The 11,761-nt window shown below is 38.1% G+C and carries 16 protein-coding genes and 1 pseudogene; 5 read left to right on the top strand and 12 right to left on the bottom strand.

Annotation, left to right across the window (positions count from 1 at the left end):
- Both AACX68_RS20035 and AACX68_RS02250 read left to right on the top strand, forming a co-directional pair.
- Positions 1-93, top strand: a pseudogene (locus AACX68_RS20035) (IS982 family transposase); the annotation flags it as partial.
- 425 nt (positions 94-518) lie between these two features.
- On the top strand, positions 519-710 hold the full coding sequence (locus AACX68_RS02250; protein WP_339389258.1) for a hypothetical protein: 192 nt from the start codon (positions 519-521) through the stop codon (positions 708-710).
- On the opposite strand, the gene AACX68_RS02245 is transcribed toward AACX68_RS02250, so the two are convergent.
- The 10 genes from AACX68_RS02245 to AACX68_RS02200 form a co-directional block, all read right to left on the bottom strand.
- On the bottom strand, positions 703-1,830 hold the full coding sequence (locus AACX68_RS02245; RefSeq protein WP_228860473.1) for a type II secretion system protein GspD: 1,128 nt from the start codon (positions 1,828-1,830) through the stop codon (positions 703-705). The genes AACX68_RS02250 and AACX68_RS02245 overlap by 8 nt on opposite strands.
- Entirely contained in the window at positions 1,830-2,870 is a 1,041-nt protein-coding gene (locus tag AACX68_RS02240; RefSeq protein ID WP_228860472.1) for a zonular occludens toxin family protein, read from the bottom strand. Before AACX68_RS02240 ends, AACX68_RS02245 begins: the two co-directional genes overlap by 1 nt.
- 13 nt (positions 2,871-2,883) lie before the next feature.
- A complete protein-coding gene (locus AACX68_RS02235) occupies positions 2,884-3,174 on the bottom strand; it encodes a DUF2523 family protein (RefSeq protein ID WP_099110234.1) in 291 nt (96 codons plus the stop codon).
- A gap of 8 nt (positions 3,175-3,182) precedes the next feature.
- Positions 3,183-4,784, bottom strand: coding sequence for a hypothetical protein (locus AACX68_RS02230; RefSeq protein WP_228860471.1), 1,602 nt, complete (start codon positions 4,782-4,784; stop codon positions 3,183-3,185).
- Positions 4,785-4,925: 141 nt separating this feature from the next.
- A complete protein-coding gene (locus tag AACX68_RS02225) occupies positions 4,926-5,174 on the bottom strand; it encodes a hypothetical protein (protein ID WP_228860470.1) in 249 nt (82 codons plus the stop codon).
- A gap of 7 nt (positions 5,175-5,181) precedes the next feature.
- Complete coding sequence (locus tag AACX68_RS02220; RefSeq protein WP_228860469.1) at positions 5,182-5,439, bottom strand: hypothetical protein; 258 nt, start codon at positions 5,437-5,439, stop codon at positions 5,182-5,184.
- Positions 5,440-5,464: 25 nt separating this feature from the next.
- The gene (locus AACX68_RS02215) at positions 5,465-5,794 is read right to left on the bottom strand and encodes a hypothetical protein (RefSeq protein WP_099110238.1); all 330 of its coding nucleotides are present in this window, start codon (positions 5,792-5,794) and stop codon (positions 5,465-5,467) included.
- The gene (locus tag AACX68_RS02210) at positions 5,782-6,924 is read right to left on the bottom strand and encodes a replication initiation factor domain-containing protein (RefSeq protein ID WP_228860468.1); all 1,143 of its coding nucleotides are present in this window, start codon (positions 6,922-6,924) and stop codon (positions 5,782-5,784) included. The genes AACX68_RS02215 and AACX68_RS02210 overlap by 13 nt, the downstream gene beginning before the upstream one ends.
- Complete coding sequence (locus AACX68_RS02205; protein ID WP_228860467.1) at positions 6,921-7,112, bottom strand: hypothetical protein; 192 nt, start codon at positions 7,110-7,112, stop codon at positions 6,921-6,923. The genes AACX68_RS02210 and AACX68_RS02205 overlap by 4 nt, the downstream gene beginning before the upstream one ends.
- 417 nt (positions 7,113-7,529) lie before the next feature.
- On the bottom strand, positions 7,530-7,997 hold the full coding sequence (locus AACX68_RS02200; RefSeq protein WP_228860466.1) for an NUDIX hydrolase: 468 nt from the start codon (positions 7,995-7,997) through the stop codon (positions 7,530-7,532).
- A gap of 461 nt (positions 7,998-8,458) precedes the next feature.
- Between AACX68_RS02200 and AACX68_RS02195 the strand changes: the two genes are divergently transcribed.
- Entirely contained in the window at positions 8,459-8,629 is a 171-nt protein-coding gene (locus AACX68_RS02195; protein ID WP_099110242.1) for a YhfL family protein, read from the top strand.
- Between the two features lie 391 nt (positions 8,630-9,020).
- Entirely contained in the window at positions 9,021-9,353 is a 333-nt protein-coding gene (locus AACX68_RS02190; RefSeq protein ID WP_228860465.1) for a hypothetical protein, read from the top strand.
- Positions 9,354-9,402: 49 nt separating this feature from the next.
- On the opposite strand, the gene AACX68_RS02185 is transcribed toward AACX68_RS02190, so the two are convergent.
- Together AACX68_RS02185 and AACX68_RS02180 are read right to left on the bottom strand one after the other, a co-directional pair.
- Complete coding sequence (locus AACX68_RS02185) at positions 9,403-10,308, bottom strand: Kdo hydroxylase family protein (RefSeq protein ID WP_228860464.1); 906 nt, start codon at positions 10,306-10,308, stop codon at positions 9,403-9,405.
- A 127-nt stretch (positions 10,309-10,435) separates the two neighbouring features.
- Positions 10,436-10,828: an amino acid-binding protein gene (locus tag AACX68_RS02180; RefSeq protein ID WP_228860463.1), complete on the bottom strand. Its 393-nt coding sequence runs from the start codon at positions 10,826-10,828 to the stop codon at positions 10,436-10,438.
- A 322-nt stretch (positions 10,829-11,150) separates the two neighbouring features.
- Here AACX68_RS02180 and AACX68_RS02175 point away from each other — a divergent pair, with 322 nt between their 5' ends.
- Entirely contained in the window at positions 11,151-11,552 is a 402-nt protein-coding gene (locus AACX68_RS02175; protein ID WP_228860462.1) for a pyrimidine dimer DNA glycosylase/endonuclease V, read from the top strand.
- Positions 11,553-11,761 lie beyond the last annotated feature (209 nt).

The raw sequence follows: 11,761 nt of genomic DNA, 5'->3' as shown, positions 1-11,761 counted from the left end.
CTGCTTTCCCACACGTTGGGTATTTTTGCTAATTTTAAACAAGGTAAAAGTCAACGCGACTGGCTTCAACAATCCAACGTTATAGGATGTTAAAGTCGAGCATCGCGTTAGATTATGATTTCAGAACGCTCTTGGAATTTGGTGTCGAGGAATATATAGAAGAATTTATTCGTTATTCTGGATACAGAGTTGAAAAATCCAAAGGTGAAAATAAAATTGGTTGCACACTAACCATTTCTTGGATTTCTGTACCAAATACTATGTAATCAAACGAGACAATTTTTTTCTTACCCGCTGAACATTTCTTTCGTCTATTCGACGGTCACACTTTCGTACTCTTTGATGGTTTAGTGGTTCGCTACGCTCACGGCCTTGCAGAGAGTGGGATGGTTTTCGCGCTCCCTGATTCAATCCCCCTTTTGTATCGGCGGATTAATAGCAGTGTCTCCATCGGCTTTCTCATGCCGCCTTACATGCCCTTACGGGCATTTACCAACAAAGTTTTGATACGGTGTCACATGAATTTTTTTGAAGAATTGAAAGCATCTTTTAACGAATCTATTGAAATTAAAAAGAGTAATAAAACGGCATTACGAATGATCCGATATGAATTATTCACCGAAAACAAAATGACGCTATCTGCGCCTGAAAAGCCTGCCTCCTCGCAACGCTGCGGGGGCGGCTTTTCAATGCTCGATAACGTCAAATAACTTTTACCTGTAATAATACGATAATATCAGTCTTCGTATTAGCTTTTGACTTGCCCGTTAAAAAGCCTTTCGGCAGGAAACTGAATCCTGTTTCACCCTCTTCTACCTTATTTTCAGCCAAACCACCCAGCACAATAATTTCACCGCTTTTAACAGAAACGTCAGTGACAATGTCACGCTTAATTAGGGTTGGTGACTGGTTAACACCCGTATCTGTTTTGACAAAGTTAGATAATTGCTGCTGTATTTTTAAATCAATCGCCTGACTTTTAATCGTGGGTTGAATATCGAAAATCACCCCACTAGAACGATATTCAATCGACTGTACAGGCCGTCCATCCTGATACGTCACATTCGATAACACAGGCACATCAGACCCCACGCTAAAGTTTCCTTTTGAACCGGATTTCACACGCAAAGTCGGACTGCTCACCACATGAAAACGTTCATCACGCCGGAACAACTCAACCATTGCATCAAGGCTACCCGTATTAATCGTAATGAAATTTTCATAGTTTTGTTTTACACCAATATTGATCCCTAATTTGCCTGAGAGTAATTTAGCCAACAGGTTAATCCCGCTACCCTCTTTTTCAATATCCTGAACCTCAAAAACATAACCGGTTACCACAACCTCACGAGAGGGCATATCTACCGAACTTAACACACTCTGAACCCGTGTAATTTCATCTCTAGAACCATAGAAAACCAATTTATCACCGCTGGCAGCTACTTCCCCTTCTGATTTTAGAAATCCCTGTAAATACTCAACATCCCGATGGACAGGGCTATAAACGAAACTTTGCTTAATCACCTTCGGTTCTGGCGGTTTCACCTTAACGAGATAAACGACACCGTGTTTCTCATGAACGTTAATATTCATGTTCTGGAAATAACGAACAATAAATTGGTTAAAATCCTGCTTATCGGTGGCATGAAAACTTATCAGGCTGGTATCACTGGCAAGATTCGGATCAAGCATATAAGGCTTTTGTAAGACTTCATCATAAATGAGTCCAATCGCTTTGGGTAATGGTACGGCTTCCAGCTTAAAATCCACATTTTTAGCCTGTGCAGACAGGGCCAGTAAGGAAAAAATTAAACATAACCCTTTTCTCATTATTGTATTCCTCCAGAGTAATAATTCACGGTCTGCCCTTCAATATCACCCTGCAAAAGTCGTCCGCTGTATTGGAACTGGCTTCTAGGCTCAAGGCGTAATCGACCTTGCTTGTCAGCCAGAATCACATATGCCCTGCCATCTTTAACTAACTCACCTGTAATGCGCCATTTATCCGATAAAGAGATCACTGGCTTTACAGGACTGATTACTGAGCTAACAGTCTTTGCTGTTGTCGATGTGGATTGACGAGTAGAAACTTCTTCCACCTTGCTTTCAGAATTCAAATATTGATTGAAATAGTTATAAACAACATAAGCTGATGCCAGAATAAAAACAGGGACAGTTAGAATAAGTATTCGAATCGTTTTAGATGAAAAGATAGACTGACGTGCATCCGTTCTCTGCTGATTCGGGTTATTACCCTCGACCGATTTATATAACTCAAAAATAGCCTTATCGTATTTTTCCTGATAATAAGTCATTCGGTTAGACTTAGTGACCTTTGCGCCCTGAAAAACATCAACCCGATAACGATTATTTAATCCCAATGCAACATGCTTCTGCATCCGGTACGTGGTTTCTATACGCCCTTTGATAAAACGCGGAATGTCACTAATGGTCTGGTTAATCACGACTAAATCAGACATAATTCCCGTGTCTTTATCAACAAAATGACCATGTTCAGCAATAAATGAACGATGATTTTTAGGAATATCTTTATCACTACCCCAGACACGCCACACTTCATCAATAACAACTAAATCCCCCGCCCGACAAAATGTGTCCAAATTATCCATTGAAGGTAAAAAATCCTCATTCAGGCACTGATTATTTTCAACATAAATCAATTTCCCTAAATTATCAGGAGACATTTTTTTATTTTGTTTCAAACAATAGGCTTTGATTTTTTCTTCATTTAACCCGTAAATATTCGAAACTACGCGCCGACCGGACGCAATCGCCGGAACAATCACCGATTTAACGACTTCATAGGATTTACCTGAACGCGGTACACCCACATAAGCTGTAATAGGCATCCTGACTCCCTATTTAACCAATGATGGGTAAGCGGCGAATGATAAACCGCGTCACCATCGCAGAAATCACCAAAGGCACACCTAGCGGAAATTGCAATAAATTAAGGAAATACCAAATGGCATCGGGCAAAGCGCCAAAAAGATCCGCTAAATTGGTTGATTTAGGCAAAAACCAGTCAATGACAATGGGGATAAATTCAGTCGTAACATAAAATAACGCAAAGAACAGGAAAAACTTTGCAACAATGCCTTTAAATATGAAACTAAACGCCCCGCTAAATAATGTTGTGAGTAAACGTCCCATTTTATCTCCTATGCACTGAGTAACCTACGCAATGCGACAAACGCCCAAACCAATGAAAATATAGATTCAATCACCCCTCTGTTTTCCTCAATTAATGGGCAGTGGGAATCTATTTTTCCACGAAAATTCATATAAGGAATATTGATATCCCAAACAGGACACTGAGCACTGCGAGATGGCATAGTAAAATCCTGTAAAAAAGGAAAAAATAACTTATAAGGCGCTAATATTTGTTCTGCTGTAGGCATATCTAATTCAGGATATTGAATGTTTTCTGCATCAAGATCAGTTTCTTCATCAAGTTTAGGACGTGGTTTTGGATTAGGTGAAGGCTTTGGATTTGGTGCTGGATTTTCTTCAAAATCAACTTTAATAACATTCCCTGCTCCTGCTTTCGCTAACAAATCCGAAAAAGTCACCCTATCAACACCCAATTCATTCAGTGCAGTCTGAATCTCAGTCTCAGTTATCGGATTTTCCTGACTGAAAGGAACGCCGTCATAACCCTGCTGTAAAGCAGCCTCCAACAACAAACCGTTAAATAATGTCGCAAGGTTCTGTAAAGGTAATGTTTTATTTTTATATAAATTCAAATTTAAATCAGCAATCGTACCAACCTGAGTGTCATCATCTTTTTTTTCAGTATATTCTCGATTTATTAATAACAAAGGAGATGAAACGCTAGTGTCTTTATAATAGTCATAATCTTTTTCTAAATCAGGCTTATTAAATATTTTAATTGTTTCAGTGCCAGTGAAATATTCAGTTAACACGTCAAAATCATATTTGAATTCAGTTATGTTCCTTGTAACCCGAACTTCTGCTTCAACATAAAACTCACCGATAGAATGTCTTAAGTATTTTGTTTCAACATCCACTCTCCTAATTAAATATTCATATTTTTTATCATCTATTTCAACGGTTTCGTTTGTTACTTTGTTACCAGTGTCATATTTAACCAAGTCTTGATATGCGTGATGTTCTGCTAACTTTGGTAAGTCATTTGACATAAACAAACCACCATCATTAGATTTGTAATAATATCTATAATCGTTGCTTAACTTATCATTCTCATACACATCTACTTTTTCTATTGGATTAACGATATTATAACTATATGTATAAATAACAGGATTATTCAAAGATGGTTTATAAGAGACAATTTTTGTTTTACCATTTACATTAATAGCATAACGGCCATTCTTTAATTTAACCGCTGTCGGTTCAAAAAAAACACTAACCTTATCATTACCATTAACATTCAAATCAAGTAATGTTATTGCACCTGACGATAAAGCCAAAGAAACCCAAGAAATATCTTTCGCATGACGTAAAGAACTCACTTTCGCTAGTTTATAGACAGAATCATTTGCCGCAACACGTCCCACATAACGCATCGTACCTGAGCGCACTGTATTTAACATGACGGCATCATTCGCTGCTACCATACCTGCGCGGCGAGTAACAATAGACTGGAAAACACGAGTGATTATCGGACGGGCAACAATAGCCACAGCCGGATTAGCGTAAGAATGATAAAGAGGGAAAAATAATACAATAAACATCAAAGGAAAAATGAATATTTTCCTTTTCAAAGAATATGGATTCATGGAAATAACCTGTCATTAATAGCTATTAAACCCCTGTATTACAGCCCATGCACATAATACCCCTGTAAAAAAACTCATTAATTCCCACATAATCACCTCTAAAAAGGGGCTGTAAAGCCCCTCATTAAAACGCTTTTTTAATTAAAACGATTTTATCATGGCTGATACTTTTTTTAGACCCATAATAGTAACAGAAATACCCATAACTATTGCCGCCACACCAACAACACCCGTAATTATCGGCGCAACATCAATCTGTTTCAAAAGTACATCAAGATAGCCTGCTGATGGTTGTGAAGCATCATTAGCAAATGCCGCAGAACTCAACGCCACAGAAGCTACAACACCCGCTTTTAAATAACCGCTAGAAATAATATTTTTAATTTTCATAATAGACCTATAAGTTAACCATTTTTATCATGCGTCCTAATCCGTAACCTAATACATAAAAGACTAAGACAAGCCCTAATCCCGCCCCTAAGATATTCATATTAAATTCACCTAAAGGCGGACTGTTTGAAACCATCGAAGATTGAAATTTATTAAATTCTGATTTCGGTAATTTCAAAATCACATCGTTACAACTACTATTATCAGTCATCATATTTATATGAGGCTGACAAAATTTAGTTGTAATTTCGGTATAGTCATCCATAAAATAACCATCCCTGAAAATTAATTTATAATTTAATTAAATGCTTAACTGTTTCCATCGGAACATAAGAAACATTCCACTGGTTAAACTCAAGGCGAGGTGGATTATCGCCAAATGGTTTACCTGGATATAAACTAGAACCAGAAATTAAATATTTTCCCTCTGGTAACGGATTTGGCTCTGACAATGTGATAACTGTCTCTGACATTGAGCGTGGCCCCATATGCGCAATAACACGCTGTGTATAATAGGGAGTGATTTCGCCCGTATTTTTATTAGTACGTGTCTTTTGTTCTATTTTCACATCTGCGGCAGTGACTTCTATATAAAATGGAATTTTTTCTAAAACGGACATGTTGATACTCCTAATTTTTCATTGACTAGTGTTTGGTATATTGGGGGCAAATCTAATTTCAGGTTTAAATCAGAAATGTGATCATCACGTACTATCATTGATAGAACGGCTTGAGTGTCCCCTTCAAAAAAGTGAATAAGTTTTGCGATAGAAGAAGAAGCCTGTTTCCTAAGCCATTTAACTTTAGATTCAATAGCATCAACGGCCTTGCGACCTAAAAGAATCGGAATTGGTGCTGGCTTAGTCGGGTTAATCGAAGCCGCATAAGGGCACAACCCTGTATAAGTTCCTTGTGTATTTAAAAGTACCTCAATTGGTACGCCTTTTAATTCAGCCTCAGAGCGATACCAAGTGCCGGAAACTTTTTGCTCAAGGGCTTTATTGTAAACGCGCCAATAAACACGTGATTGCCGAGAACCGACCGTTACTATTTCTTTGGTATAGCACCCTGCTGCATCTATTTCATGCGCATTGCCTAATTTTGGTTTTGGACCCATACCACCATAAAACGCATCATCTTTATAGGCTGATAACGCATGATGGCAAGTGAACACTCCGTCATAATCATCAGTAGCGAGATCCAATCGTTTTAATGATGTGATATCTAAATGTTTAAGCCACTTATAGATTTTTTCCGGTGTTGTGCCACTCATAACATGTGTACAACCCTTTCCGCCAATCTGAACGTAAAAAGTGCCATTGTTCCCACCCCAGTAGATCATGCCGAAATGCTCATATCCACCATCTTCAGAATAAAGAATGGCTGAATCTTGATAAGCAAAACCACCTGCACCGCGAGCAGGACCAACAAATAATCCAAATACAGCAGCGATAAAACGTCTCAGGCGTGAATGTAAACAGGACAATAATTCTCTGTTATAGCGTTCAGCCTTACGGTTGATATCTTCAATCGAAGAAGAAAACACCTCACCTGAATCAGGTAACGCTTCGTAATCTTTGCCTAATACTGATTCAGTAAATTGGCTGTGCTGATAATGTCGATAAGATGGCAAAAATTCATATTTACGCCATTCATGCCCTTTTTCCTGAAAAGTATGAACATCTTTCATACATGAAAGCGGCGCAGAAAAGGCCAGATAATCGATAATAACGCTTCTATCAGTCATCATTTTAAAGATTCCTGATAGCCAGTGAAATTACCAGAAGTAGTCGCCGTAGAGACGAACACTATTTGATTGCCGTAAAGGGAGGTGCATTCATACATCAATTCATCAACAGACGGGTAAAAATCCCATTCATCGGAAACAAGAGCATTGATGCCAAAACCTGCGATGTAATCGAAATAGATGATCTTCATAGCCCCTCTCTTGTAACCAAGAGAGAGCGAAAGTTAGGGGTTATAACTGTATGATCGGCGTGGGATTCGCATAATCCACGTTATGTCTAAATTGCTGGGCTGCCATGCGATATTTTGGCAGCCCGCAATTCAACATAACGCGGTTCGAGATTATGCGAACCCATGATGTAGCACCGATATAGTAATGTCCGATTTGGGCTGAGTCCTTTGAAACATTTAATGAGAAGCATGATGTTTATCTCTCAAAAGAAAATTATCTAACACATATAGTTAAAGCTGGTCTGTGGACTCCACGTAAACAATGCGTACCAAAAATCCAGCAACCTCGTTATCAATTCCGATTTGTAAAATCGGAATTTACGTTTAGCTACTATTGAAGCAATACGAGAATATCTGGAAGAAAAATTCAGTAGCCTGTTATGACTCCTGATGGATATTATTTTTTACCGCGCTAAAAAATATTGCTGGTATATCATTGGGATAAATAGTTGCCACCGTATTGGTAAGCTGATCAATACCCCACCAATGATGGTGTTTAATAACTGATTTTTCATTTTCAGTCCATTCAGTGGTATTGATATCTTCTTTATCAAACTTGATGATATAAAAATGTTCTTTTGCTAAAACAGCCTCTCCACTAGGGAGAATCATTTCAAATGTTCTTTGAGCAACACATTGTCCAACATTATCTTTTCGGATACCTGTTTCTTCACGAAGTTCTCTAATAGCGGCTTGTTCAAAAGACTCTCCTTTTTTAACACCTCCTCCGGGCGTGGCCCAATATGACCGACCGGCTAATGCACCCTCATTATGTACAAAATTAAATAATAACACCCGATTAGACGGGCTAATGATCAGCAAACGCGCTGAACAACGAATACGCATATAATATTTCCTTTTAGCTATGACAGGTTGATCTATGAACCGGAAACGCGCCTTACACGCACACGGTATGCGCTGGATATTTACTTTAAGATAGAGATCTTATTCAATAAATTTATCTTAGCTTATAATTTTGTACAATTAGAAATAAATATGTTGAACGTAAATTTCATTATTGAATTCTCAAAAAATTTAGATGCCGATGAAAATAATTAATTGGTATAGCCAGATTACCCACATCTCGAAAAATCTTTGCCCTATTCCATCCAAACACTCTTAACTAAATAGTGTTACTTTTATAGGCTAACTTTTCTTATTACATATTTTTAATATGCTAAACCATCCATTGATGATGACAATAATACTTGAAATTATTGTTGGTTTAATATAATCTAATTAAGCTAATGATTTAATTTAGCTTAATTTTCATAGGAACTAAAAAAGACAAGGTGTTATTAAATATTATGGAAAAATTAATTAAAATTGTATTAGTAGGGACTGTTTTGGCAACATTGACTGCATGTACTGGTCGTGTGGAAAATAAAAAAAATAATTGTAGCTATGATTACCTGCTGCATCCGGCAGTATCTATCTCTAAGATCATTGGTGGTTGTGGCCCAGCAGCAGATCAATAAGATTTCGAGTAATAGTATAGTAAGGTCGGATTTTCCGGCCTTATTTTATCCCATTCCATTCACGAAACTGTAGCGTATCTAAACCCAAATATTTTTAAGCAAACCTGTGTAGACTCTGGCACTCTCTCAACAGTCAGTAGACAACCCCAACCTCCCCTTCATTTATTTATTACGTCTTTTCAATCCCTAACTTTTTATCTAATCAACGCATAGTTGCAAAACTATCAGAAAATACATTAATGTCTGACATCCGCTTTTATAGGAAAAGATATTCCACTTAACAAAGAAAAATATCATGATCGGGCAGTAAAAATTTACAGCTAGTCTGATTCAATTTTATTACGCATTTGAACAAATAACGGGCAATAATACGGGAGGGTTTAAAAACGCCATGACAAATTCAGCTAAAAAAGACTACTACTACAACCCTAAAGAATTCCGGGGCCGAAAAAAATGGCATGACAGCCAATATAAACAAAAAGGAGAATGCAAATACAAGATAATGTGGTTTTTAGCAGGTATTCTGGTGGGAATTATCATTGCAATCCTGTTAGCTATTAAAGAGCCTGATATGATAAATGCGATACTTAAACAGGTTCATCACTGGGTTATTGCTCAAATAATTATGTCATTTGTTTATAAATTGGTGGCATCCTATTTCAGTTCATCAATTGAATATGATGCCTTACTCCATATATGCAGATTGAGCATTAATTATGATTAATGGCCGGACTTTAACGAAAAATGTCCAATATTTAGCCCGGCCAAACTATTTACAGCAGTGCTTTATCGAGCTTATTTTCCAGCACTTTTAGTGGCGAATTTTCTGGCGAAGCCATTTTAGATATTGGCAATAGATAAGTCTGCTCCAGCATAAATTGCCCTGACATCGCAGCATGGGGAGTTTGATCTGAGTAGCAAATCCATGTACTACCAGCAGGAAATTGAACTTCTAACTGAGCACCCTGCTGCTGATATTGCTGGTTAGCTTTCATCGCATCATGCAGCCCGAGCATCAGATGATCATAATGGGTACGGCGGCTTTTGGTTATCCCCAGTTTGTGCTGTAACCAGCTATTAATACGGGAATAACTACGGGTAGCAGGAAGGAATTGATCGGCTATCTGAGGGAATTTATCACCAACTCGCCATACCCTAGGTTCGCCAGCTGGGTTAATGTTAGTAAATATGCGAAGAATACGCTGGCCCTGAATCGGTCTGGAAGGAAATGCATCTACATGTAACCGACTATCGTCTTTACGCCAGGAGTTACCTGTTTTCCATGCGGTTACCGGATGAACCCGCAGCGAATTGACTGGTGTATGCAGTACTTTTGTATATATTGGCAGCAGATGCTCAATCAATTGCTGACAGTGTTCATAATAACGTTGCATCAGCACATGCACCAGCTGTTCATCGGACTGTAACGCAACTCCTGCTATTTTATGTTCATCCGGGCGGTAACTGATGTTCTTACGCCCTGCTTTGACCGCGTCTTCTCTGAGCAACGTCTGCTCTTCTGACATCAAAGAGAAACTCAGTTCTGGCAGATAGAGAACCTTACCCAGTTCCAAAGAAATCAGTGCATTCTGCTGTACTGAATGAGGTACGTTTTCCGACCAACTGTGCAATGGCAGCGTTTCAATCACTTCATCAAATTCAAGCTGCTTTTCAGCCATCATATACTCCACTTTGTAAAATTTTTCGGAATGATAAAGCCTTTTTATTCAACCAAATCCTCGATGAATTGAATGTTTTACAGTTTAGTCGGTTTATTCGTTTATATGGCTTAATGGCTTTTATTTTTCATTCCTGGGATACATCCCATTTAATGGTGACATTTGCAGCAAATTCGTTATTCTCAGTAAGAAGAATTAAGCGGTTATTGTGGTCACTATATTGGGTAATTATATTGATACCGGCTCGTGCAATAGCATCAGCTACTTCACCCAGTTCACCAGACCGTTCCTGATTTAGTTTTCTGATTAAAGGCTTAACTACATCACGTACATCTAAACCCGCAGCCATCAGGACCTGACGGGCCAGCTCTCCATCTTCAACTAAAAAATGTGCGTGGCTTTCATTGCCAATCGTAAAAACGCCACCACCTTCCAGGCTAACGCCATTTTTACCAAGTAAAGAACCGAGTAACGCAAGAGCGCCGGGAGTATTACTGAGAACAACATGAATATCATACATACGAGTATTTTCCTTTTTCAGATTAATAGCCATAAAAGGCATGGGAAAGAATATAGGGGAAGGAACTGTGATACTTCGGTGGTAAGCGAAATGTCAATATTTACGCGTCGGTTTTCGGTATCAGTCCCCTTCTATGCCTTATGAGCCATTTTTGAGATCTGCTTCAAAAATCCACATTTCTTCATCATGAGCAAGTCTTTTAAAGGTGCTCTCTCGGTGAGATAGTAAGGCGTCTAAGGCCTACGGCTACAGAAAGCTTTTACCTCCCAAACCCTATCTAATTGAAAAAAAATAACATTTAACGATTTTGTGATTAAAAATTATGACCAGAATAAATCTTATCCAGCCAAGTGAATTGTGTGATCAACATTTGCTTGCCGAACATAGAGAGTTAACTCGAATTCCCAATGAAATAGCTAGGAGGGAAGGTAATGTGACCTTGAGTACATCAGAAAAATACCTACTAGGAAAAGGACATGTGATTTTTTTCAGAGATAAGCTGTTATTTTTGAAGAAAAGATATGAAGCTATACATCAGGAATGCTTGAATCGAGGTTTTTCCGTAGTAAACAGATGGCCAGAGAGTGTCAGTGTTTATCACCATTTATGGAACGATTATCAGGTAACTGAGGAAGATATTAGCGTTAATATGGCAAGAATTAAGGAGCGAATGCCCATAAAGGCTAGATTCTCTCCCTGTTTTGATAAAAAAATTAATGAATAAAAACCACATACATCTTCTGTTATGGAATTAAATTATGGAGTTTTCTATTACTTATACAGCCATATAAAAATTATCATTAAGACGATTAGCATTTACACTGACCTTGTTTAGTATTTTGTGTAATCGCCATTTTCGTTTAAACGTGACCGTCTAAACGGTCACCAAATTCAATCATAAAACGACTCATCGCAAGACGCCAATCTTGGATA

The sequence above is a fragment of the Xenorhabdus sp. PB61.4 genome, from assembly GCF_963894935.1.
In the GTDB taxonomy this organism is placed as follows: Bacteria; Pseudomonadota; Gammaproteobacteria; order Enterobacterales; family Enterobacteriaceae; genus Xenorhabdus; species Xenorhabdus stockiae.
This window is presented reverse-complemented; position numbering and strand designations above follow the sequence as displayed.